Here is a 22,108-nt window from a genome sequence, read left to right on the forward strand (position 1 = left end):
AGGGATTGTCATGGCAGAGAAAAATAATAAAATCCCGTTCGAAGAAGATAATTATACACATAATATTAACCGCAACAACGAGCGGAAGCTGGATCGGCGCGGCTTCATGAAAACACTTGTCGGCGCGGCGGGCGTGTTCGCCGTCTCCTCCCTTCCGTGGGGCGCAATGGCCGCGAAGGAACTGATGGGCCTCGGCGAGAAGGAATATCCGCGCAAAAAAATCGCCAGCCTTGATTCAGTCACTGTTGGGGACGCAGTCGAGTTCTCATTCCCTGGCGAGCATGACAGCGCGATTATGATCAGGCTGTCGGAGACAAAATTCGTCGCTTACCAAAATGCGTGTACCCATTTACGCTGCCCGGTTTTCTGGGATAAAGCAGAGAAGGACCTGCTTTGCCCGTGCCACCATGGGAAATTCGACGTTGAAACAGGGGCGCCGACCGCGGGGCCGCCACGAAGGCCGCTTCCGGAGATCTTTGTAAAGGTCGACAAAGGCACAGTCTATGCAACAGGGGTGAAACGTTATGAAGCCTAGTAAAGCAAATTTCTTCATCCTCTGCGCTGTCCTGATGATGAACATTGTCTGCACCCATTTCATGGTCCAGCAGTACTTTTTTGAAAACTATGCCAACTCTCTCATTTTTGGCGCGTTGAACATCGCGCTCTTCCCGTTCGCTTTGTACATCTATAAAAGGGATCGGAAACAGGAGTGTGAAAGGCAATGATGAACAGCGAGACGTACATCGACCTGTTTTTTGCCAGGAAAGAAGAAGGAAAATTCTCGCCTGAGGTCGATTCCCTGCTGAAAGAGCTTTTTTCCGGGAAGCGGCTGAACTGGTATCTTGAAGAAAAGCAGGAGGACGGGGTGGATGTGGTCATTGCTGAAATCAAAGGAATGAGCCCCTTCCAGACTGAGGAAGAGGGAATCGCCTTTATAGAGATGCATGCCGGCGATCGGTTCTGGGACTATCTGCAAGGTTACAAAATCTTTGTTTATCCAAACAAGAGAGGGTGCGGCAGCTGTGGAACCCATTAATTTAAAGGAATTGAAACGTTTTGAAGGCGCAAATGTCGAACTGGCCATTACGGACAGGGAAGGCGGCGAGCAGGCACCCGCCATCAGGAAGTCAATCAAGTATGTCCTCATGTGCCCGGACGGGACGCATGTGAGGTTTTATTTTGATAAAAACAAATTCCTTGCCGTGCCTGTATCCAGTGAGTTTGGTGGTACGGCGGAAGAATTGACGGCGTTTGACGCGGTGAGCGGCTTATCTTATTCGGTGAGAGTGAAAGGGTAAAGGCATTAATAGAAGGAGGAAGCAGGATGGAGGCTTTAACGGGAAACAAGGAAATCAGCACGTATATTATTCACTCCCAGGAAGACGAATTAAAAAGGATCGCGCTAGACCTCCATGAAGGGGTCGGCCAAAATCTGTACAGCGTCTTCAATGGCCTTCAGTTTATCCAGGCTTCCATTAAGGATCCGGGGATGAAGGCGTATGTGAACGAAATGTCGCAGCTGATGGAGAGGACTATCCAGGAGATTCGCCTTCTGTCCGTTGAGTTGCATCCTCCGACTTTAAGCACCCTTGGGTTTGTGGCGGCAATGAAAAGCTATATCAGGCTGTATACTTCGACATTCGGCATCCTTGTCGATGTCGAGGTGGAGGGCGAGGAGCAGGCGATTTCGGAAAAAGGCCGTATCGCGGTGTTCCGGGTTTGCCAGGAAGCGCTCGCGAATATCGCGAAGTATGCGGAAACTTGCCATGTCAGCCTGGGAATTCGGTGGTCGCCTGATTCGTTGGCTGTGTCGGTCAAAGATTTTGGCAAGGGTTTCAATCTTGACGAAACCTCCATACAGTCCTCAGGCCTAGCCGCGATGAAGGAGAGGATGCTTCTCGCTGGCGGCAATTGCCATATTTCCTCTACAATAGGGGAAGGGACATTGATTGAACTGACCCTGCCGCTTTAAGGAAGCCGGCCCGGTTTTTATAAAAAATGACAATGGTAAGGGAATGCACAGCGGAAGCGTTGGGCGAAGCCTTAAAAAGCTGTCTGTTGAGTAAAGGAGGGGTTGCTTTGATTAACATCCTGCTTGTAGATGACCATGCGGTGGTCAGGATGGGCCTTTCAATGCTTTTGAACGCGCACCCGGACATGAGGGTGGTTGGCGAGGCTTCGGAAGGAAACGAAGGGATCCAAAAAGCACTCGAGCATAAGCCGAATGTTGTGATCATGGACTTGAGCATGCCCCACGGCAAGGATGGCCTTTCGGCAACGTCTGAATTGAAGAAGCTGATGCCTGAAGTCAATATCCTGATCCTCACGATGCATGATGACGAGGAATATTTATTCAGGGCAATCCAGGCTGGCGCGTCTGGCTGCATTTTGAAAAGCGCACCGCATGATGAGCTTTTGGCCGCAATCGAGACTGTGGCGAAAGGCGATGCGTATTTGCATCCATCGGCGACAAAGCGGCTGATGGAAGAATACATGGGCGCGGTTAGGCAAGGAAGCACCGATACATTCAACCTGTTGTCCGACAGGGAAAAGGAAGTACTGACCTTGGTTGCCAAGGGCTTTTCAAATAAGGAGATTGCCGAGCAGCTTGTGATTTCCGTCAAAACGGTTGAAACGCATAAAGGGAATGTTATGGAAAAATTGCAATTGAAAACAAGGCCCGAGCTCGTCCAATATGCCATTAAAAAAGGGCTGTTGGGATACGGCCTGTAAGGGAGTGAGCCGGCATGGAAAACTTAAGGGGGCTTCAGCCTGTCATTGAAACATGCGAACAGCTTCGGGAAGCGATTGGCTGTGATTTTGTCGGGCTCGCGCTCCAGAACAGGGTAGGCCTCGATATCCGCTGGCATTTCGCATCCGGCAATTTGAATGATAAATACGAGCGGATTACGGTCCGGTACGGGAAAGGGGTTGCCGGCAAGGTGGTTTCCAGTGGAAGCCCGCTTCTCGTCGATAATTTTCCGGAGAACATCCTTGGCAAAGTGACCGATTACCCGATCATGCTGGCCGAAAAGTTGGTGTCCTCCTATGCGGTGCCGCTGTTTTTCAGGGGGATGCCAAAAGGTGTCCTGCTGGCCGGAAATAGGACAGCAAGCTCCTTCAGCGAGCAATCATGCCTGGTGGTCAAGGAAACGGCCGCGGCATTGGAGAAAATTCTTGAAGGGCAAATCTACTTTACTTGATGGGGGCTCTTTATGGGAAAAGAAGGCGGTTTGGCAGGGAGACATGATTTTGGGGATGGGGTTTTGCTTGTCGATTATGGCGGCAAGGKCCGGTACATAAATGAGCAGGCGCGGGTAAAATTCGGCTATAGGAAAGGAGTTCACCAGGAAAAGGAGCTTTATTTTGGTGATTTTCTGCCGGATATTGATTTGGGAACCGCTTCGGAAGGAATTGTGACAGGTGCATATGGACGAAATGGAGAGGGGGAAACATTTCCGCTCTTTTTCAGTATGAACAGCTTTTTGCTGGATGGGGAAAAGTTTGTCCTCATCGTAATCCAGGACATCAAAAACAGGAAAAGGCTCGACAAGGAACTGTCCCAAACACTTAACGAATTGGTCGACCTCAAGTTCGCGCTTGACCAGTCCGCAATCGTTGTGATAACAGACAGGCGCGGGACGATTAAATATGTGAATGACAAGTTTTGCGAGATTTCAAAATACAGGGCCGAGGAACTAATCGGCCAGGATCACCGGATTATTAACTCGGGTTACCATTCGAAGGAATTCTTTGCGCGGCTGTGGAGGAGGATTTCATTAGGGGAAGTGTGGCATGGAGAAATCAAAAACCGGGCGAAGGATGGAAGCTTTTACTGGGTTGATACGACGATCATCCCGTTTTTGGATGAAGGGGGCAAGCCGTATCAATACCTTGCCATTCGCTTTGAAATAACGGAACGGAAACTGATGGAGGGTGAGCTGCAAAAAATGATGACCCGGATCATCGATGTGCAGGAGGACGAACGAAAACGGCTGTCGCGTGAACTGCATGATGGCCTCGGCCAGAATCTGTACAGCCATCTGATTACGATTAATCGGCTGTTGTCGGAAATCAATCATCCGCTCCTCGTCCAAATGCAGGAGGAAGCAATGGAAATGATCGAAGAGATCCGTGACCTTTCGTGGGAGCTTCGCCCATCCGTGCTTGATGATCTTGGCTTGGTTCCGGCTATCCGCTCCTTTTTAAACCGATACTCGAACCATTATAAAATTGCTGTCCATTTTGAATGCGTCCTTGGCCGGCGGCTTCCTTCAGGCACGGAAACGACGATTTACCGTGTGATCCAAGAGGCGCTGACCAACACCCGGAAATATGCGGACGTGGACGAGGCCTTTGTTGTAATAAGGGAATACGATGATGCGGTCCGCGTCCTGATTGAGGACCACGGCAGGGGATTTGATGTCAGCGGCGGCCAGCGCGGGGTTGGCCTGTTCAGCATGGACGAACGCGCCAAGGCTTCGGGTGGCGAGCTTCAGGTAGTGTCGGAGCCGGGAAAGGGAACGAAGGTCATCCTTGAAGTGCCAGTTTCTCCAAAGCTGAACGAGGAGTGGAAAATATGAAAACAGAAAAGCAAAAAATGATTGACGGGGAAATGTATAACCCTGCAGATCCTGAACTAGTCGAAGCGCGGTTAAACGCGCGCAGGCTGACGAATGCGTACAATCGGACAGCCGAAACCGAGCTTGAGAAGCGGACGGGAATTCTACAGGAGCTTTTCGGTTCGTTTGGGAAAAATGCTTTCATAGAACCAAGCTTCCGTTGTGATTATGGTTCGAATATTTATACGGGTGATAACTTTTACGCCAATTTTGACTGCGTGATTCTGGATGTGTGCGAGGTGCGGTTCGGCGACAATTGCATGCTCGCTCCGGGGGTACATATTTATACGGCAACCCATCCGCTGGGAGCCGCCGAGAGGAATTCGGGGCGTGAATTCGGCAAGCCGGTCACGATTGGAAACAATGTCTGGATTGGCGGCCGGGCTGTTATTAATCCGGGCGTGGTAATTGGCGACAATGCTGTTATCGCATCGGGGGCGGTTGTCGTGAAGGATGTCCCTGCAAATGCGGTTGTCGGCGGGAACCCGGCGAAAGTGATTAAATATATTGAGGAATAATAGTGAAACGGCAGTTGTACACGCCATTGTGCGTGCGATCGGCTGCCGTTTTATTATTTGTATTCTGGCAAGGGGAAGAAGAGGAGGTGTTTAAAGACCGTTTTGAGTAGGTTTACGATGTGAAACGGTCTTGATGAGCAGTCTCAAGACCGTTTTGATTGGGTTTACGATGTGAAACGGTCTTGATGGGCAGTCTCAAGACCGTTTTGGACGGGTTTACTAGATGAAACGGTCTTGATGGGCAGTCTCAAGACCGTTTTGGACGGATTTACGAGATGAAACGGTCTTGATGAACAGTCTCAAGACCGTTTTGAGTGAGTTTACTAGATGAAACGGTCTTGACAGGTAGTCTCAAGACCGTTTTAAGTAAGTTTACGAGAGGAAACGGTCTTGATGATGATACCGAAGCCAATCGGTGCCGTTTTAAACACTTAAAACAGTGCCTGAGCAGGGGAATAGCAGTTTTATTACCAAAAAGCCGGCTGCAGTTAACGTTAACGCAGCCGGCTTTCTTTACTAAAGGCCAGTATTTGCTTTTACTAGTATTTCATCAAAGTTCCTTGCATCTTCCTTCTTGGTAGAGAGAAGGGTGCCGAGGATGGCGGCTAAAAAGCCCATTGGGATGGACACAATGCCCGGGTTTGTCAGGGTAACGAGCGGTTTGCCGACAAAGATTGCTGCGCCGGCTTCAGGCGACCAAATATTTGGCGAGATTGCCACCATGAGCAGGGCGCTGCCCAATCCGACAATCATCCCGGTGATGGCGCCTGCCGTGTTGAATTTTTTCCAAAAAATCGTCAGTAAAATGACAGGCAGGTTCGCGCTTGCAGCAACGGCGAACGCCAGGGAAACTAGGAATGCCACGTTCATCTTCTGGGCGAACAATGCCAGCAAAATCGACAGGACCGCCACCCCGATTGATGCGAAGCGGGCTACCTTGACTTGCTGCTTCTCCGTTGCCTCTCCCTTTTTTAAAATATGCGCGTAAAAGTCATGCGCGAATGCGGATGCCGCGGAAAGAACAAGTCCCGCCACTACGGCAAGAATCGTAGCGAAGGCGACGGCCGATATGAATGCAAACAGGAATTCCCCGCCAAGTGCCTCTGCGAGCAGAGGCGCCGCCATATTTCCGGCAGCATTGGCAGTAACAATCTTTTCGTAGCCGACGAATGCCGCGGCCCCAAAGCCGAGGAATACAGTCATCACATAGAAAATCCCGATGATCCAGGTTGCATACACAACCGACTTCCGGGCCGTAATCGCATCCTTGACAGTAAAAAAGCGAATAAGGATATGCGGAAGTCCGGCCGTTCCAAGCACAAGGGCGAGGTTCAGCGAAAGGGTATCCAGTGGGTTCTTGAATTTATTGCCGGGATTTAAAAAGGCTTCCCCAAGCGGTGTCGCTGTCTTCATTTCGTTAAACATTTTGAACACGCTGAAATCGAATTTCGCGAAAACGATAACTGAAATGATGAACGTACCGGCCATCAGCAAGACGGCTTTGGCGATTTGCACCCAGGAAGTCGCCGTCATTCCGCCGAAAACGACATAAACGGTCATGAGTATCCCCACAATGAGTACGGAATAAACATAGTCAATGCCAAGCAGCAGTTTAATGAGCGCTCCGGCCCCGACGAGCTGGGCGATCATATAAAAAATCGAAATTGTAATTGTATTAAGAGCCACGACGCCGCGAACTTTCTTTTCCTTAAAGCGGGCGGCAATCATGTCGGCCATCGTATATTTCCCAAGATTTCTTAAGGGTTCAGCGACGAGATAGAGGACGACAAGGTAAGCGACCAAAAACCCGATGCTATAGAAGAAACCGTCGAAGCCGGAAAGCGCGACCATCCCGGCAATACCGAGGAATGAAGCGGCGGACATATAGTCACCGGCAATGGCAAGCCCGTTTTGGAATCCGGTCAGGCTGGAGTCGGCTGTATAAAAGTCGCTCGTCGTTTTCGTTCTTTTTGAAGCAAAATACGTGATTACGAGTGTAAGGAGAACAATGGCCAAAAATAGGGAAAACGCAACACTGTTCATCGCTGGGCCCTCCGTCTAACTTCCTGTTTAATTTCTTCGACAAGTAGGTCAAACCCGGCTGCCCGTTTCGTGTAAAGGATACACAATGACCAGGTCATGATAAATTGCGCAAACGCGAACACCCAAGCCCAGCTGATTGGGCCGATTGCGGGGTTGTTCAGAATGGTGGAATAGGCTGTCAGAACAGGGAGTGTAAAGTAAAAGGCCAGGAAAAACAAACTGGCTGGCAGCAAGAATTTCCTCTTTTCGCGTAATAGCTGCTGAAAAGATTTTGTTTGGACGATTTTTGAATAGTCCAAAGAGGATGATGAAAGATTTGCTTGCTTTACTTGCCTTTCCTTCAATGCCATTGGGAATGCCTCCTTTGTGGAAAAAAGTAGATTGTCATAATATCAACGTTATTATATAACTATCAAAATAATTTGTAAATTCTGAACAAGAATGGCTTTTTAGAGTTTTCCCAATACAATTTTAATAGAAAAAGCTTGCCCTTTTTAATGAAAAATGGTTGGTGGACGGACCAATTTACTAGTCTGCAACAAAATTACCTTTATATGGCCTATATGTAAAAATATGTTGACATTCCACGCGGGTAGCATGAAAATAAGAGTCATTAATGACTCTTTAAAAAGGAGGGGCTGTCTTTGCCGCCGATTGTTTCGGAAGAACACCGGGAGGAACGCAAAAAGTTGATTCTTGAGGCTGCAAAAGAGGTTTTTATCAAAAAAGGCTTCAATGCCGCAACAATCCAGGATGTCATCAATGCGTCCGGAATCAGCAGAGGGGGTGTGTACACGTATTTCGAGAACACCGAAGATATTTTCATTGAGCTTTTAAGCAGGATGGAAATCAGCCAACTATTAAAAAGTGAAGGGGCTGGCTCCAACTGGGGAGCTCTCATGAACATGCTGAATGAAATTGAAGATGAAATTGCGAACCAAAAGAACAAACTCGTCCACGCTATATACGAGTACTATTTTACAATCGGCTGGAAATCCAAAAAGCATTTACCGATGCTTGAGAAGCGGGTGCAAGAAGGCGTGTCCGCTTTCGCCGCGATTATCCGGAAGGGAATTGGCGAAGGCGAGTTCAGGCCGCTCATGGCTCCTGAGGCAATCGCGAAATCCATCATTACCTTCTGTGATGGAATCTATGTAACGGCCTTCCAGCTTGGTCCTGAAAAGGCTGAAGTCAAAGGGCAATTTGAAGTATTAAAATCGTATTTGCAGAAGGAACTGAACGATATGAATGGAGGTTCTATATGAAAAAAACGAGGTTGGGCGGAATTTCGGCAATCGTGATTGGCCTGCTGTACCTGTTGACAGTCGTGCTTGTTTTATCGGCACCCCCGGGCGAGAATTCGGTCATTGACCATGTGCACTATATGAACCGATTGATTGCAGTCCATTATGTTCTTGGATTTCTTGGGCTGTTTGGGATAATGGCGGTGCTGGCCGTATCGAATAAGCTTGAAGGCCAGACGAAGTGGAGTGAATGGTATCCTTATACAAAGGTCATGGCGATCATTGGATTTGCGATTCTTGCGCTTAATAATCTTCGCCAGGTAGGGCTTGATCATGAACTAAGCCATGCGGCGGTGGAAAAAGGCGGCGAGACCCTCGATACCATTGTGATGGCCTGGGTGGGGCTGGTTGAATTAAGTCCACAGGGCTGGATTGATTTCGGGTTTGTTGGTATTTGGATTGTCACGGTTAGTTATTTTACCTTGAAATCAGGGGGCATGAAGCTCCTGTCCGTTTTCGGTTTCGTTGGAGGTTCTTGCTTTATTATTACTGTGTTGGGAAATGTCTCCGGGGTATCCTTCCTGACGATGATTGGCATGGGGCTTGGCGGATTGGCCGCGGTTCCTGTCTGGTTCATCATGATGGGACGTGTCCTTTTAAAAAAGAATAGTTCAATGGAAGCGCCGTTAGATAAGCGAATCCCGCTGAATTAGCTGGGATGCGGTAGGCGCTATTTTAATGGAAGGTGGAATGGGCTGGTGAAAAAAATCTACCTGATTCGCCACTGCCAGGCGGAAGGACAGGAACGGGAAGCCAGGCTAACCGAGACCGGTGAAAACCAGGCAAGAGAACTTGCGGCATTTCTGAAAAATAATCAAATCGGCCATATCGTTTCAAGCCCTTTTGAAAGGGCAGTTGCCACCATAAGGCCCTTTGCGAAGGAAGCAGGAATGGATATCGAAACGGACGAACGGCTTTCGGAGCGGGTACTGTCGGGAGAGCCCCATCAGGACTGGCTCAATATGCTGAAAAAGTCCTTCAATAATCCGGCCCTCGCTTTTGAAGGCGGGGAGTCCGGAGCTGACGCGGGGAAACGAGGCATTGCCGCCATTAACGATGTCTTAAGAAAGAACTGTGAAAATGCGGCAATTGTCACGCATGGCAATCTGATGGCACTGATTCTCAACCATTATGACGAGAGCTATGGGTTTGAACAGTGGAAGGCCCTCTCGAATCCGGATGTATATGAAATTGGATATAAAAGTGCGACTCCGGAGATTAAGAGAGTTTGGGAATGATAGCTTCAGAAGACTTGGATAGGAAGAACGGGACCGGGTTTCAGCCCGGTTTTTTGTGGTTTTAGCGTGTAATCATGGCATTTATTCTTCCATTGGCGCAACTCTTTTTGATGACAGAGGCTTTTTTTGTAAAAAGAATATCATGGCTCTTATTTTTACAGTTAAAATTAGGTAATATGGAAATCAACAAGGATGCCACAAATGGAGCATGGTTCCGTCTACTATATGAGGGAAAGCGGAGGAAAGCCGATGTCGAGGAAAGAAATCATTTCAGAGTGGTTCCGGCAATACAGCCATGATGTGTACAATTTTTTGATTTACTATACGGGGAAACGCGATGTGGAGGACCTGGTCCAGGAGACGTTCATCAAGGCGCTAAAGGGATTGGAGCGGTTCAATTACAATTCGAGCCCGAAGACATGGCTGTTTGCGATTGCCCGAAACCTCGCAATTGATGAGGCACGGAAAAAGAAAAACAGGATATGGGATAAAATAGCCCGTTTTGATAAATCGAATGAAGGGGTGGACAGTGAAACGCCCGAGACGATTTTCGAGGGGAATGAGCAGGCAGAGGAGCTGCTGGCGGCAATCCGTGGGCTGAAACAAAATTACCGGGAAGTCGTGATTCTTCGCGGAATCAAGGAGTTAAGCGTGGCGGAAACCGCCGCTGTCCTGGAATGGACCGAGGATATGGTCAGGACGAATTATTATCGTGCCTTGAAAGCGCTCAGGAAGCAAAAAGGAGGTGGCCACGGTGAACAGCCAGGACGAATTTCGTGAGTTGGAATTACAATTGAATAGCCTTCCTTCTAAAAAAATGAATCCGAATTCGTTCAATGAAATCCATCAGCGTCTAGTGAATAAGGCCGCGGCGCTCGACAGAAGGGAAAGATGGAGTTCGGTTCTGAAAAAGACAGCAATGGGAATGGCGGGAGCCGCGGTACTTTGCCTTATGCTGTTTTTCGGGTTCTCGATGGGGCCGCAGTTTAATTCAGGTGACTCGTCAAAAATGTCGGGGAGCAAGAGTGATGCGGATAGTGCGCAGGATAGGGCTGCTTATGAAAGGGAGTTCAAACCTAGCGGCAAATTGGTTGTTGAAACGAGGGACGGAGCGAAGGAGGAAATTACCGAACAGGCGAAAATTGACAAGGTGGCTGAAATTTTGGAGGCTGCCGATTGGGAAGATGCGAAAATGCAAATGGCCACCCAGCCTGATTATAAGCTGAACAATCATTATTTCGTCTGGCGGGGGCCTGGGAGTGGCAGTCTTGAAATCATCATTGATGGTGGAAACAAATATACGAAATTGTCGGAGGAAGCTTCGGCTGCAATGTACGAAATTATTACTGGGGAAAAGCTTGGAGAGTAGTTTCCAACTTCGGAATAAGAATAAAGAATTTTCTTCCAAAAGGCGAAACTAAACAGCTTCCAGGACGTTAAATAGTAAAAAGGGAGGGAATGAAGATGGGTGATGTCATTTTTCAATTGCTGCCCCTTGTTTTTACGCTGCTACTTTTCGTGTCCCTGGGGTTGTTTATAAGTAGATTGCTGCGGAATCAAAAGATCCGGACCGATTCAAATGTTGAAATCGCCAAAAAACTCGACCACATTATTGAGTTGCTGGAAAAACAGAAGACATAAAAACTGAGGGTATACCGAAGCTGATAATGAGTTAAGAAAGCCCGGTAACGCCCGGGCTTTTTCTGTGGCTAAATATCTGCCTGCCCCTTTATCATGCAGCGCTTTTCCTTGAAAACACCTCAATGGCAAGGGCAAGCAACGTGCCGACAACCAGCCCGTTGCTTAACAGGGTGACGGCAAGTGGCGGCAGTGCCGAAAACGAATCAAGCGGGATAAACATTAAGCCGATGCCTGTGAATAAAGGGATGGTTGCTTTTTTAATCACCTTCTCGGCATCCCTGCTATGAAAGAGTTCCTTCAAGCCAAGCGTTAAAATTTCCACATAAACCGGCAGGATAGCCGCATAGCCTACCGCAACCGGAAGTGTTGAGAAAAATGCCATAATCGGTGAAAACAGGCTCGCGGTAAGAACAAGGACAGAACCGATGATAAACGGGCCTCTTGTGAAAATTTTATTCGTCCGGATAAAGCCGGCAGCGCCCGAAATGGCCACTGTGCCCATAGTGGAAAATAGCCCGCCAAGCATTTGGCTGACGCCCATGGCAATTCCCGCTTTCATGGAATTCGGCTTGAGCGGTAATTCGGTATGGGTCTGCATGACCTTCTCGACAACCTTTATGCTTGCGATCATGTTCGTGATCAAAAGAATCGTAATCATGAAGATAATCGGCAGCATTCCAGGCTCAATTCTTGGTCCGCCAAACACGAACATGGATGGAAGCTGTAAGATATGGTCCGTTTTTGCACCAGCTTGTGAGTCGATCCCCAACAGTGTGTAGAATGCCCAGCCGGCGCCTAGGCTTATGATGATGCTGAACTGGCCAAGCAATTTGCTGCGGCTGAGAGCAAAAGAAAGAACCGCAGTAATAGTGGATACGAGCAGAATTTTTAGGCTGACAGCGCCTTTAGATGTAACCCCTAGCATTCCGTTTAAAAAAGAACCGCTCAGCTGGACGATCAGTAATATCAGGTAAGTACCGATAACGGTGGAAGTAAACAGTTTCGACAAACGGGCCACAAGTCCGAGTGATGTCATTAGAATGGCGATTATCCCGCTGATGAGCAGCGAAAACTCCATTACCTTCAGTGTTTCATGCGCGGAGCCGTAAAGGGACGTTCCGATCCCGGCATATAAAATGAAAAAACCCCACCACAATCCTGCGGGTCCTTCGTTGATTGGCAGTCTGTGGCCGAAAATGACTTGCAATAGACCGGTTAAAGCGAGAACAAAAAAAGTTCTGGAGATGAAATCAATTGAGTCTTGGCCCGTCATTCCATATAGCGCCCCGACTGAAACGGGCACAACGATGCTGCTCGAAACGATATATAAAAACCATTGGACCGAGGCAATTATTTTCCTCAAAGTAAAGGCTCCTTTGTTTGTCTTTTCTCAAGATGGCATTAAGAAAATAACATAGTTTTAAAGGTAGGGTCAACAGTGCCCTGGGCTGCAAACCCGTTGAACTGGTTATTTTCCAGAAAACAGAAGGTTGAAACTATTCGGTTGTCCAGACGTTTACCCAGTATATAAAAATTTTGGGAAACAGCCCATATCTATTTAACTAACTACCTTTATATGGTAAGTTTTCCGTAAGAGAAAAAAGGGGGAACAACAAATGGAAACTCAAATTGAAACGAATACAACGAGGCCGCCATCATTATTCGGTATTTTTACGAGCCCGGGAGAGCAGTTTGATAGGATCAGGACAAATCCGAAAATCTGGGTGCCGCTCCTGATTGTCGGGGTTGTCAATGCGATTGGAATGGGCCTGATGGCGTTGATGATGGATGCGGGGACGCTCATCAAACAAGGGGTGCCGGAAGAGGATGCGGAAATGATCCTTGGCTTTTCACGGATTGCGATGGTTGCGACAGGGATTTTCTCGCCGGCGATTGGCGCGCTTATTTTAAGTGCCATCCAGATGGCTGTGGCAAAAGTCGCAGATACACAGGTAACATTCAGGCAGCTGTTTTCAATGAATACGTACATAAGCTTTGTCGCCGCTGTCGGCCATCTGCTCAATATGGCTGTTGGGTACCTGATCGGGGCGGACGCTGATACCCATGTTACAAGCCTCGGCGGATTGCTCGGCAAAGGCAGCTCAGGGGTTCTTGGCGCAATTGAATTATTCGCGATTTGGGGAATGGTGCTGACCGCAATCGGGCTGTACAGGACGGCGCGCTTCCCAAAAGGGCTCGCCTGGGCGATTGCCATCGTCTTTTTCCTTTTAGGAATTGGGCTGGCTGCGATTGGAACTATAATGCAAGGGGCGCCTAAACTTTGATGAACAAGAAAAAGAAACTGCTAATCGGCTCAGTAATCGTCGTCCTCCTGCTATCGATGATCAGCGTCAGCGTTTACCGCGAGGTCTATGCAAAAGGCCCTTCTGTAAAACTAGTAAAAGCAAAAGAAGATCGCATTTCCGCTTTCCTGATGGTGCCAGGCACCGCGGCCCTGGAAGAGGAACAGGCAGTGTATTTGTCCCCTGAACGGGGGGCATTGAAGGAAATTCTTGTTGAGGAAGGGCAATCCATCGCAAAAGGGACCACAATCGCCCGGTTTGAGAATCCCCAGCTGCAGCTTGAGGTAGAACAAAATGCGCTTTCGCTTGAATCGAATGAAATGAAGATTGCCCAGCTTGAAGATAAGATCAACAGTTTGAAAGACCAGGAGCAAATGCTGGAAGGGTCACCTGTTCCGGACCCGGCTGCTTCCGCCCAAATCGCTTCGCAAATCTCCCAGCTTGAGATGGAACTGAAAGTGGCGGAGCTGGAGCGCAGGCAGGCGGAGTTGCAGAAGGAAAGCATTGGGAAAAGAACCTCGGAATTGGAGATTAAAAGTACAATAGACGGAATCGTCCTTCTTGTGAATGAAAATGTCCAAATGCAGGGAACAGCGGCGGGCGGCCCGATTATTTTAATAGGTAACATGGAAGGGCTTATCGCAAAGGGACTTTTGTCCGAATACGACACGCTAAAGGTGAGTGCCGGGCAAAAAGTAACCATCCGTTCGGACGCGGTGCCCGATGAGTCATGGCCGGGTGAGGTAGTAAAGGTCAGCACTCTGCCGGAATCACAAGGGGCCATGACGGGAAGCCAGGCCGTCCAATATCCCGTCATTGTGAAGCTTTCAGGGCCGAACCCCATTTTGAAACCTGGTTTCCAGGTTATCATGGAAATTGAAACGGAACAAAAAACAGCCATCGTCCTTCCTGATTCTGTTCTTGTTGACCAAGGCGATTCGCAGTATGTCTTTGTCGTCGAAAACGGAATCGCCCATAAGCGGAAAGTAAAAACGGGAATCATGTCCGGTTCGAAAGTGGAAATTCTTGAAGGAATCAAAGTGGATGACAATGCCGTTGCCGACCCGCCTGAAAAACTTGAGGACGGCATGGAAGTGCCCGTAAAATGATAGAACTTAAATCGATCACAAAATCCTACACCGTCGGATCGGAAAAAATCGATGTCCTGAAAAATGTGTCAGTCACGATTGAAGACGGTGAATTTGTCGCCATTATGGGGCCATCGGGGTCTGGGAAATCGACGTTGATGAACATTATCGGCTGCCTGGATAAAGCAACAGAAGGATCTTACTTTCTCGGTGGCGAGGACGTCTCGGGCTATAAGGATGCCGAATTGGCAAGGGTCCGCAATGAATCGATCGGATTCGTATTTCAGCAATTCCATCTCCTCCCGCGGCTGACCGCGTTAAGAAATGTGGAGCTCCCAATGATTTACGCAGGAGTCACGAAGGCGGAGCGTGAGGTGCGAGCCGAGGAAGCTCTTGTAAAAATGGGGCTCGGCGACCGGATGGGCCATTTGCCAAACGCACTTTCCGGCGGGCAAAAGCAGCGCGTCGCCATTGCAAGGGCGATTGTGAACAGGCCCTCGCTCATCCTTGCCGATGAACCGACGGGCGCCCTTGATACAAAAACAAGCCGGACGATTATGGAACAGTTCCGGAAATTGAATGATGAGGGCGTCACGGTTGTCGTTGTAACGCATGAACCGGAAATCGCCGAATATGCGAATAGGACAATTCTAGTTCGTGATGGGGAAATCGTTTCGGCAGGTTCGTCTGGTAATCAGGCAGACCTTTCCTACAGGCGAGTGGATTCGGCGGGAGATAAAGCAGAAATCTGCGGCGAACCAGGCAACGGAGATTGTTCCGTCCCGGTTCGGAACTTTGCGCTGGAAGACGATCGGGGGGGTAGCCGATGAGCTTGATGGAAAACTTCAAAATGGCGCTCGGCTCGCTAAAAGCCCACAAAATGCGGTCGATTTTGACCATGCTTGGAATCGTCATCGGCGTCGGCGCGGTCATCATTGTCGTCGCCATTGGCCAGGGTGGGGAGGCGATGCTGAAAACCCAGATAACCGGCCCGGGAAATACGATTGAAGTGTTTTACCAGCCTTCCGATGAAGAGATTCGCGCAAACCCAAACGTGTTCAGCAGGGCGCCGTTTACCCAGGAGGATATCCGCGCGCTTGAAAGGATTCCCGAAATAAAACGGGTAGTCGCATCAAGCTCGCAGTTTTCCTCGGCGCGCCTTCAGGATAAAGTGATTGATGTCTCGGCAACCGGGATTACGAAGGAGTATGTTAGCCTCCATGAGCTTAAGGTGAAAAAAGGAAGAACGTTTTCTGCATCCGACTTCCTTGGCGGCAGAAGGGTGGCATTGGCGAGCCATAAACTGCAGGAAGAGCTTTTCAAAGGGAAGTCTCCTGTCGGAAAAGTCATCCTTGTCGCCAATAACCCGGTTGAAATCATCGGAGTATTGGAAAAGCCGGAGGGCCTGTTTGCATTCGGATCAATGGAAGTGTACCTCCCGTTCCAAACTTGGCGGACGCTTTATGGGAAATCCGATTATACGCAAATAACGCTCCAGGCAGCCAATCCCGATAAAATCCAGGCAGCGGGCAAAAAAGCTGCGATAACATTGAATACGCTCCATAATACCGAAAAGTCGTATCAGGTAATCAATATGGAGGAAATCGCCGCTGGCGTCGGGCAGGTTACGAAAATCATGACCTTGATCATCGGAAGCATCGCGGGAATTTCTTTGTTTGTCGGCGGCATCGGCGTTATGAACATTATGCTCGTTTCCGTCACCGAGCGGACGCGGGAAATCGGTATCCGGATGGCGCTAGGGGCGACTAGGAATCAGGTCCTGACCCAGTTCCTGATTGAATCCGTCACTCTTACACTGATCGGAGGGATTCTCGGCATCGGCTTTGGCTGGGGCATCGCGACTTTGGTCAGCTTTTTTGCCGGATGGCCGTCCCTCATATCCTGGCAGGTCGTCGCCATCGGGGTCCTGTTCTCAATGGTTATTGGCGTCCTTTTTGGTATATTGCCTGCCAACAAGGCATCGAAGCTCGATCCGATTGAATCGTTGCGGTATGAATGATAGTGGATGAAGAACCTCTCTTTGCGGCAATAGCCCCGTTTCGAGGGGTTTTTTGTTTTAGTGATATGGGTGTAATCAAAAAATCCCCTTTCCGCCATAACAGGGTGGAAAGGGGATTTACTACGAGTTTTTTTAGTAAATATTTTGGTGGTTCGTTTATAACTTAAACGAACTCTTCAGCGAAACAATCCGGTTGAATACCGGTTTTTCTGGTGAAGTATACTTTGGATCAACATTGAAATAACCGTGGCGGAAGAACTGGAATTTATCCTGCGGCTTTACGTCCTTCATATTCGGCTCAATAAAGCCCTGCTGAACTTCAAGTGAGTTCGGGTTTACCTTGTCCAGGAACGTTTTGGATTCATCCTCGCCGTCTTCCTCGCCGTTTTCGTCCAGGATGAGCGGCTCGTACAGGCGGAATTCGGCGGGTACAGCCTGGGTTGCTTCAACCCAGTGGATTGTCCCCTTTACTTTCCGGCCGGTAAATCCGGTGCCGCTTTTCGTTTCTGGGTCGTACGTGCAGCGAAGCTCGATTACATTACCGTTTTCATCCTTAATGACTTCTTCGCATTTAATGAAGTACGCGTGCTTCAGTCGAACCTCATTGCCAGGGAAGAGGCGGAAGTATTTCGGAGGCGGGTTTTCCATGAAATCGTCCTGCTCAATGTAGATTTCGCGTGAAAACGGAATTTGCCGTATTCCCATGTCCGGGTTTTCCGGATTGATTTCCGCATCAAGCATCTCGACTTCGCCTTCTGGATAATTCGTGATGACCACCTTGAGCGGATTCAGCACGCCCATCGTCCGCGGCGCTTTCAGCTTGAGGTCTTCGCGGACAAAATGCTCGAGCATTTGTTCATCTACAACGCCTGAGCTCTTGGATACACCGGTTTCCCGGACAAACGCGCGGATTGCTTCAGCTGTGTAGCCGCGGCGGCGCATGCCGGAAATCGTCGGCATCCTGGGGTCATCCCAGCCGTCTACGAAGCCTTCGTCCACAAGCTGCTTCAGCTTCCGCTTGCTCATGACCGTATTGGTGATGTTCAGGCGGCCAAACTCGATTTGCTGCGGGGTCGCTTCCATCTCGCATTGCTCGACAACCCAGTTGTAGAATGGACGCTGGTCTTCAAACTCAATTGTACAAATCGAGTGGGTAATCCCTTCAATCGCATCCTCGAGCGGATGGGCGAAAGCGTACATTGGGTAGATGCACCATTTGTCGCCTGTATTGTGATGTTCCGCATGGGCAATCCGGTAAATGACCGGGTCCCGCAGGTTGATGTTTGGCGAGGCCATATCAATTTTTGCGCGGAGGACCTTCTCGCCGTTCCCGAATTCTCCGGCCCTCATCCGTTCGAACAGATTCAGGTTTTCCTCAATCGATCTGTCCCTGTACGGGCTGTTTTTCCCCGGCTCTGTAAGAGTACCCCGGTATTCGCGGATTTCATCTGCGGAAAGGTCATCAACGTAGGCAAGCCCTTTCTTTATTAAAAGAACCGCCCTGTCGTACATTTCCTCAAAGTAATTCGACGCAAAGTGAAGATTGTCCCATTCAAAGCCGAGCCATTGGACATCTTCTTTAATCGCCTTAACGTATTCGACATCCTCCTTCAATGGGTTCGTGTCATCAAAGCGGAGGTTTGTCGTTCCTCCAAATTCTCCGGCAAGCCCGAAGTTCAGGACGATCGATTTTGCATGGCCGATATGTAAGTAGCCGTTTGGCTCAGGGGGAAAGCGGGTGGCAACGGTATTATGTTTTCCCGATTCCAAATCCTTGATAATGATGTCGCGGATAAAATTAGACGTATTGTCCACAGTTTTCTACCTCTTTCAAAAGCGCGATAAATGATACTTGTATATATATCATAAATACTACTATTTTTCCATAAAACCGGCTATTTAATAAGGAAAGCTTCGGTTTCTGGCAAATAAATTAAAATTGCCCGCGATTAAGGCTACAATGAAAGAAAATCAGGAAAGCAGGTTGGATGGATGATCAACTATGGAACAATTGGTACAAGTTGGATTACAAAAGCATTTATTTCAGCTGCAAGGCTGAGCGGCAGAATGGAATTGAAGGCGGTTTATTCGCGTTCCCCTGAAAAAGCCCGTCAGTTTGCTGAGGAAAACAATGCCCCGGCGGCGTTTACAAGCCTTGATGAAATGGCGGAAAGCAGGGATATCGATGCGGTGTATATTGCATCGCCGAATTCGCTCCACTATGAGCAAGCAATTCTTTTTTTGAAAAATAAAAAGCACGTCATTTGTGAAAAACCGATATTCTCTAATTTAGGGGAGCTAGAAGAAGCGTTCCGGGTTGCCGAGGAGAATGGCGTTTATTTATTTGAAGCCATTCGCAACATCCATTCGCCTAACCTGGATATTCTCAAGCGGGAGATCCATCGGGCAGGGGAGCTGAGAAGCGCGGTCCTAACGTATATTTCCTATTCGTCCCGCTACGACCTCGTTCTAAAGGGGGAAGAGCCGAATATTTTCTCGGCCAACTATTCTGGGGGCGCACTTGTCGATCTAGGGGTATATCCGTTATCCCTGGCAGTGGCCCTCTTTGGGAGACCTGATAAAGTTTCCTATTCACCGGTAATTCTTCCAACAGGCGTAGACGGTTCTGGAACTCTTGTCATGAAATACCCTGAATTTGTCTGCACAATCCTTTGCTCGAAAATATCCGATTCAACTATTCCCTGTGAAATCCACGGTGAAAAAGGGACGTTTATACTAGGGGACTCAGCCCCAATCTCCACTCTCTCCTTTCATGACAGCCATACAAAGGAGCGTATCGATCTCGGTGAAAGGCTGGAAGAGCAGGATATGATGTACGAAGTCGTCCGTTTTGCCGACATCATCGAAATGAAGGATGACGGGGCATACAAAGAATTAGCGAATCTAAGCCGCACCGTACTTCAAATAACCCAGCAAGCAAGGCACGAAAACGCAATCCGCTTTGCTGCAGAAAAAAAGTAGCAAGGGTGCCGGCACCAAAAAGGACACCAAACACTATGTGACAGTTTTCCGACATTGTGCGGTGTGTTATGTAGATCACATACTCTCCGTAGAACATTTCCTATAGTGGATGTATAGGTAGGAAATGGAGGGAGTGTTATGGCTGCTTTCACCCGGTTTTATAAGAGAATGAGGCGGCGTCCGGTTCAGTATGCGCGAATAGCGGTGCAGATTGTGTTTGTGCTGTTCCTTCTGTTCATCGGATTTCGTTTTTACCAATTTTATGAGCATTTCAATTCAATGGGGGCGGCGCCATATGTGCCAAGGCCATCAGCTGTTGAAGGGTTTCTGCCGATCAGCGCACTGGTGGCATTGAAGGTGTGGATGACAACCGGGATATTCGACCCGATCCATCCCGCGGGGCTTGCGCTGTTTGCCTTTTTTGTCGCCTCTGGCTTTGTTTTCCGGAAGGCATTCTGCGGCTGGATGTGCCCGATTGGGACATTGACCGAGTGGATTGGCAGGCTCGGCCAAAAGCTGTTCAAACGGAACTTTGACGTTCCAAAGTGGCTCGGAAGGCTATTGAAGCCGCTCAAATATTTAATCTTGCTTTTTTTCATCAAATTCATCGTGATTGATATGCCGGTTTTCTATGCGATAGATTTCATGGCGGGCGATTACAATAAAATTTCCGATGTGAAAATGATGCTGTTCTTTTTGCATATGGGCGGCCTTGGGCTGAAGGTCATCCTTGTTCTCTTGGCCCTGTCCCTTTTTGTAAAAAACTTCTGGTGCCGCTTCCTTTGCCCGTATGGCGCGCTAATCGGGCTTGGGTCGGTTTTCGGGATTACGAAAATCAGGCGCAATGAGGAGACATGCATTGACTGCAACGCCTGTACAAGGGTATGCCCGCAGCGGATTACCGTTTCCAAGGTAAAAGCCGTCAGGGCCCCGGACTGCTCGGCCTGCATGTCGTGCGTCGAAGTTTGCCCTATAAAAGACACGCTGAACATGACCGTCGCAGGCAAAAAGGTCAATAAATGGGCCGTACCCGCGGCATTTTTCGCAGCCTTCTTTCTCGTTGTCGTGATTGCGAAAGTAACCGGCCACTGGAATACAATCATCTCGTACGAAGAATTCAAGGTCCTCATCCCGAACGTTTACAATATCGGACACTGAAAGGCTGCGGACAAGGTATGCAAACGGGTTTACGGCAAGCCAAAGCTGATTGCTGCCGCGATGAAATCTAATAATGCCTGCCCAGTTTCCGGGGCAGGCATTTGATTTTACTTGTATGGAGGCTGCTAGCATACCCGGTCCCTACCAAGCTTTTTCGCGAGGTACAGCTGTTTATCGGCCTCTTCTATCGCTTCATTCAACTTTGGGATGCTTGTTAGTTCCGCCATTCCGATTGAAAGGGAGAGCCCGAAAGGCGGATTCCCGGGAATTGAAACGTTCGCCTCCTTGGCGCCTTTCCGGATTTCCTCAAGCTTTTGCTTTACGGTTAAAATTCGCTCCGCGGCCATGTACAAGATGAACTCATCCCCTCCATAGCGGGCGACAATCAGGTCCCGGCCGCAATGGGACATAAGATTGTTTCCAATCTTCGCTATCGCGGCATCGCCAATCTTGTGGCCGAACTTATCGTTGATCTCCTTAAAGCGGTCGATATCAATCATCGCAATGAACATTTGCTTCCCGTCATGGCTGTGGCTCTTAAGCTTTTCCTCGAACTTCCGCATATTATACAGGCCGGTTAGCGGGTCCCGTTCGGCAAAAAACTGGAGCGTCTTTGTTGAATCGAGATGGCGCCTCCCCATTTGCACGAAAAAATACATAACCGCAAATGCCAATAATAGCGCGCCAAGATGGAGGACAGCGATCGGCATTGGCAAAAAGAGCCTGATTTTCGCTGATAATAGATCGGACGAGGCCCACGATAGGGCGACCACGCCAATATAATACCCAAGTACATGCTTCTTTCGGCTGAGTAAATTGGCTAGAATGGAAAATGCCGCCGGGAAGAGAAGGCCAAACAGAACTCCCTGTATGGCGGTCGGTCCGCCAAGCCCAAGGCGGTATATCGAGGCCATGGCCACAACAGGCAGGACATATTTCCAACCGTGGAAAAAGCCGACAAGGATAATCGGGATCAGCCTTAAATCGACCCGATGGCCTCCGCTCATAAACGGGAAATGAAACATTGAAATGACTGTCAACGCTACAATGAAAATATGTATCGCAGGCAACCAGGCCACGCGGATTCTTTTTTCTTCACTTAAATGGTAAGCGGTATTAATGGATAAATGCATGAGCAAAAGGATGCCCAGGTTGGATAAAAAAGACTGCAGGATAAAAATCCCCCCATTC

The 22,108-nt window shown here is 48.8% G+C and carries 25 protein-coding genes and 1 pseudogene; 21 read left to right on the forward strand and 5 right to left on the reverse strand.

Features of this window, described 5'->3' with window-relative positions:
- Positions 1-10: 10 nt before the first annotated feature.
- The 9 genes from ADU24_RS01940 (at position 11) to ADU24_RS01980 (ending at position 5,140) form a co-directional block, all read left to right on the forward strand.
- Positions 11-535, forward strand: a complete 525-nt coding sequence (locus tag ADU24_RS01940; protein WP_053365055.1) for a Rieske 2Fe-2S domain-containing protein — start codon at positions 11-13, stop codon at positions 533-535.
- Positions 525-725, forward strand: coding sequence for a hypothetical protein (locus ADU24_RS01945; RefSeq protein WP_053365056.1), 201 nt, complete (start codon positions 525-527; stop codon positions 723-725). The genes ADU24_RS01940 and ADU24_RS01945 overlap by 11 nt, the downstream gene beginning before the upstream one ends.
- Positions 722-1,036 (forward strand): hypothetical protein, encoded by a 315-nt coding sequence (locus ADU24_RS01950; RefSeq protein WP_231689548.1) that lies wholly within the window; start codon positions 722-724, stop codon positions 1,034-1,036. Before ADU24_RS01945 ends, ADU24_RS01950 begins: the two co-directional genes overlap by 4 nt.
- Positions 1,023-1,298: a hypothetical protein gene (locus ADU24_RS01955; protein ID WP_053365057.1), complete on the forward strand. Its 276-nt coding sequence runs from the start codon at positions 1,023-1,025 to the stop codon at positions 1,296-1,298. Before ADU24_RS01950 ends, ADU24_RS01955 begins: the two co-directional genes overlap by 14 nt.
- A gap of 26 nt (positions 1,299-1,324) precedes the next feature.
- Positions 1,325-1,972 carry a sensor histidine kinase gene (locus ADU24_RS01960; RefSeq protein ID WP_053365058.1) on the forward strand — a complete coding sequence of 216 codons (648 nt, stop codon included), beginning with the start codon at positions 1,325-1,327 and terminating at the stop codon, positions 1,970-1,972.
- Positions 1,973-2,079: 107 nt separating this feature from the next.
- A complete protein-coding gene (locus ADU24_RS01965; protein ID WP_053365059.1) occupies positions 2,080-2,733 on the forward strand; it encodes a response regulator in 654 nt (217 codons plus the stop codon).
- A 14-nt stretch (positions 2,734-2,747) separates the two neighbouring features.
- Positions 2,748-3,203 (forward strand): GAF domain-containing protein, encoded by a 456-nt coding sequence (locus ADU24_RS01970; protein ID WP_053365060.1) that lies wholly within the window; start codon positions 2,748-2,750, stop codon positions 3,201-3,203.
- A gap of 12 nt (positions 3,204-3,215) precedes the next feature.
- Entirely contained in the window at positions 3,216-4,583 is a 1,368-nt protein-coding gene (locus tag ADU24_RS01975; protein WP_053365061.1) for a PAS domain-containing sensor histidine kinase, read from the forward strand.
- The gene (locus ADU24_RS01980; protein ID WP_053365062.1) at positions 4,580-5,140 is read left to right on the forward strand and encodes a maltose acetyltransferase domain-containing protein; all 561 of its coding nucleotides are present in this window, start codon (positions 4,580-4,582) and stop codon (positions 5,138-5,140) included. The genes ADU24_RS01975 and ADU24_RS01980 overlap by 4 nt, the downstream gene beginning before the upstream one ends.
- Positions 5,141-5,656: 516 nt before the next feature.
- Here the strand turns inward: ADU24_RS01980 and ADU24_RS01985 are convergent.
- On the reverse strand, positions 5,657-7,183 hold the full coding sequence (locus ADU24_RS01985; protein WP_053365063.1) for a solute symporter family protein: 1,527 nt from the start codon (positions 7,181-7,183) through the stop codon (positions 5,657-5,659).
- Positions 7,180-7,533, reverse strand: a complete 354-nt coding sequence (locus ADU24_RS01990) for a DUF485 domain-containing protein (RefSeq protein ID WP_053365064.1) — start codon at positions 7,531-7,533, stop codon at positions 7,180-7,182. The genes ADU24_RS01985 and ADU24_RS01990 overlap by 4 nt, the downstream gene beginning before the upstream one ends.
- Before the next feature lie 294 nt (positions 7,534-7,827).
- On the opposite strand from ADU24_RS01990, the gene ADU24_RS01995 reads away from it, so the two are divergent.
- The 6 genes from ADU24_RS01995 (at position 7,828) to ADU24_RS22455 (ending at position 11,366) form a co-directional block, all read left to right on the forward strand.
- Positions 7,828-8,448 (forward strand): TetR family transcriptional regulator, encoded by a 621-nt coding sequence (locus tag ADU24_RS01995; RefSeq protein WP_053365065.1) that lies wholly within the window; start codon positions 7,828-7,830, stop codon positions 8,446-8,448.
- Complete coding sequence (locus ADU24_RS02000; RefSeq protein WP_053365066.1) at positions 8,445-9,140, forward strand: hypothetical protein; 696 nt, start codon at positions 8,445-8,447, stop codon at positions 9,138-9,140. Before ADU24_RS01995 ends, ADU24_RS02000 begins: the two co-directional genes overlap by 4 nt.
- Positions 9,141-9,185: 45 nt before the next feature.
- Positions 9,186-9,725 (forward strand): histidine phosphatase family protein, encoded by a 540-nt coding sequence (locus ADU24_RS02005; RefSeq protein WP_053365067.1) that lies wholly within the window; start codon positions 9,186-9,188, stop codon positions 9,723-9,725.
- 201 nt (positions 9,726-9,926) lie between these two features.
- Positions 9,927-10,505, forward strand: a complete 579-nt coding sequence (locus ADU24_RS02010; protein WP_331457033.1) for an RNA polymerase sigma factor — start codon at positions 9,927-9,929, stop codon at positions 10,503-10,505.
- Positions 10,480-11,094, forward strand: a complete 615-nt coding sequence (locus ADU24_RS02015; RefSeq protein ID WP_053365068.1) for a hypothetical protein — start codon at positions 10,480-10,482, stop codon at positions 11,092-11,094. The genes ADU24_RS02010 and ADU24_RS02015 overlap by 26 nt, the downstream gene beginning before the upstream one ends.
- Before the next feature lie 95 nt (positions 11,095-11,189).
- A complete protein-coding gene (locus tag ADU24_RS22455) occupies positions 11,190-11,366 on the forward strand; it encodes a DUF4083 family protein (protein ID WP_197277458.1) in 177 nt (58 codons plus the stop codon).
- 91 nt (positions 11,367-11,457) lie between these two features.
- On the opposite strand, the gene ADU24_RS02020 is transcribed toward ADU24_RS22455, so the two are convergent.
- Positions 11,458-12,729: a purine/pyrimidine permease gene (locus ADU24_RS02020; RefSeq protein ID WP_053365069.1), complete on the reverse strand. Its 1,272-nt coding sequence runs from the start codon at positions 12,727-12,729 to the stop codon at positions 11,458-11,460.
- A gap of 253 nt (positions 12,730-12,982) precedes the next feature.
- Between ADU24_RS02020 and ADU24_RS02025 the strand changes: the two genes are divergently transcribed.
- The 4 genes and pseudogenes from ADU24_RS02025 (at position 12,983) to ADU24_RS02040 (ending at position 16,777) form a co-directional block, all read left to right on the forward strand.
- The gene (locus ADU24_RS02025) at positions 12,983-13,651 is read left to right on the forward strand and encodes a Yip1 family protein (RefSeq protein WP_053365070.1); all 669 of its coding nucleotides are present in this window, start codon (positions 12,983-12,985) and stop codon (positions 13,649-13,651) included.
- The gene (locus ADU24_RS02030; protein ID WP_053368733.1) at positions 13,651-14,778 is read left to right on the forward strand and encodes an efflux RND transporter periplasmic adaptor subunit; all 1,128 of its coding nucleotides are present in this window, start codon (positions 13,651-13,653) and stop codon (positions 14,776-14,778) included. Before ADU24_RS02025 ends, ADU24_RS02030 begins: the two co-directional genes overlap by 1 nt.
- Positions 14,775-15,443, forward strand: a pseudogene (locus tag ADU24_RS02035) (ABC transporter ATP-binding protein); the annotation flags it as partial. The gene ADU24_RS02030 and the pseudogene ADU24_RS02035, both read left to right, overlap by 4 nt.
- 140 nt (positions 15,444-15,583) lie before the next feature.
- Positions 15,584-16,777, forward strand: coding sequence for an ABC transporter permease (locus ADU24_RS02040; RefSeq protein ID WP_053365071.1), 1,194 nt, complete (start codon positions 15,584-15,586; stop codon positions 16,775-16,777).
- A 156-nt stretch (positions 16,778-16,933) separates the two neighbouring features.
- Here the strand turns inward: ADU24_RS02040 and ADU24_RS02045 are convergent, their stop codons facing one another.
- Positions 16,934-18,592, reverse strand: a complete 1,659-nt coding sequence (locus ADU24_RS02045) for a glutamine--tRNA ligase/YqeY domain fusion protein (protein WP_053365072.1) — start codon at positions 18,590-18,592, stop codon at positions 16,934-16,936.
- Positions 18,593-18,772: 180 nt separating this feature from the next.
- On the opposite strand from ADU24_RS02045, the gene ADU24_RS02050 reads away from it, so the two are divergent.
- Together ADU24_RS02050 and ADU24_RS02055 are read left to right on the forward strand one after the other, a co-directional pair.
- Entirely contained in the window at positions 18,773-19,759 is a 987-nt protein-coding gene (locus tag ADU24_RS02050) for a Gfo/Idh/MocA family protein (protein ID WP_156324662.1), read from the forward strand.
- Between the two features lie 138 nt (positions 19,760-19,897).
- Entirely contained in the window at positions 19,898-20,917 is a 1,020-nt protein-coding gene (locus ADU24_RS02055; protein WP_053365074.1) for a 4Fe-4S binding protein, read from the forward strand.
- 125 nt (positions 20,918-21,042) lie between these two features.
- Here ADU24_RS02055 and ADU24_RS02060 read toward each other — a convergent pair whose 3' ends face one another.
- Positions 21,043-22,050, reverse strand: a complete 1,008-nt coding sequence (locus ADU24_RS02060; RefSeq protein ID WP_053365075.1) for a GGDEF domain-containing protein — start codon at positions 22,048-22,050, stop codon at positions 21,043-21,045.
- Positions 22,051-22,108 lie beyond the last annotated feature (58 nt).

This window comes from Bacillus sp. FJAT-27245 (assembly GCF_001273955.1).
Classification (GTDB): Bacteria; Bacillota; Bacilli; order Bacillales; family Cytobacillaceae; genus Bacillus_D.

Coding starts and splice junctions, on each gene's coding strand:
- ADU24_RS01940 (WP_053365055.1), top strand. CDS start 11: ATGGCAGAGAAAAATAATAAAATCCCGTTCGAAGAAGATAATTATACA.
- ADU24_RS01945 (WP_053365056.1), top strand. CDS start 525: ATGAAGCCTAGTAAAGCAAATTTCTTCATCCTCTGCGCTGTCCTGATG.
- ADU24_RS01950 (WP_231689548.1), top strand. CDS start 722: ATGATGAACAGCGAGACGTACATCGACCTGTTTTTTGCCAGGAAAGAA.
- ADU24_RS01960 (WP_053365058.1), top strand. CDS start 1,325: ATGGAGGCTTTAACGGGAAACAAGGAAATCAGCACGTATATTATTCAC.
- ADU24_RS01970 (WP_053365060.1), top strand. CDS start 2,748: ATGGAAAACTTAAGGGGGCTTCAGCCTGTCATTGAAACATGCGAACAG.
- ADU24_RS01980 (WP_053365062.1), top strand. CDS start 4,580: ATGAAAACAGAAAAGCAAAAAATGATTGACGGGGAAATGTATAACCCT.
- ADU24_RS01985 (WP_053365063.1), bottom strand. CDS start 7,183: ATGAACAGTGTTGCGTTTTCCCTATTTTTGGCCATTGTTCTCCTTACA.
- ADU24_RS01990 (WP_053365064.1), bottom strand. CDS start 7,533: ATGGCATTGAAGGAAAGGCAAGTAAAGCAAGCAAATCTTTCATCATCC.
- ADU24_RS02000 (WP_053365066.1), top strand. CDS start 8,445: ATGAAAAAAACGAGGTTGGGCGGAATTTCGGCAATCGTGATTGGCCTG.
- ADU24_RS02010 (WP_331457033.1), top strand. CDS start 9,927: ATGGAGCATGGTTCCGTCTACTATATGAGGGAAAGCGGAGGAAAGCCG.
- ADU24_RS22455 (WP_197277458.1), top strand. CDS start 11,190: ATGGGTGATGTCATTTTTCAATTGCTGCCCCTTGTTTTTACGCTGCTA.
- ADU24_RS02025 (WP_053365070.1), top strand. CDS start 12,983: ATGGAAACTCAAATTGAAACGAATACAACGAGGCCGCCATCATTATTC.
- ADU24_RS02030 (WP_053368733.1), top strand. CDS start 13,651: ATGAACAAGAAAAAGAAACTGCTAATCGGCTCAGTAATCGTCGTCCTC.
- ADU24_RS02040 (WP_053365071.1), top strand. CDS start 15,584: ATGAGCTTGATGGAAAACTTCAAAATGGCGCTCGGCTCGCTAAAAGCC.
- ADU24_RS02055 (WP_053365074.1), top strand. CDS start 19,898: ATGGCTGCTTTCACCCGGTTTTATAAGAGAATGAGGCGGCGTCCGGTT.
- ADU24_RS02060 (WP_053365075.1), bottom strand. CDS start 22,050: ATGCATTTATCCATTAATACCGCTTACCATTTAAGTGAAGAAAAAAGA.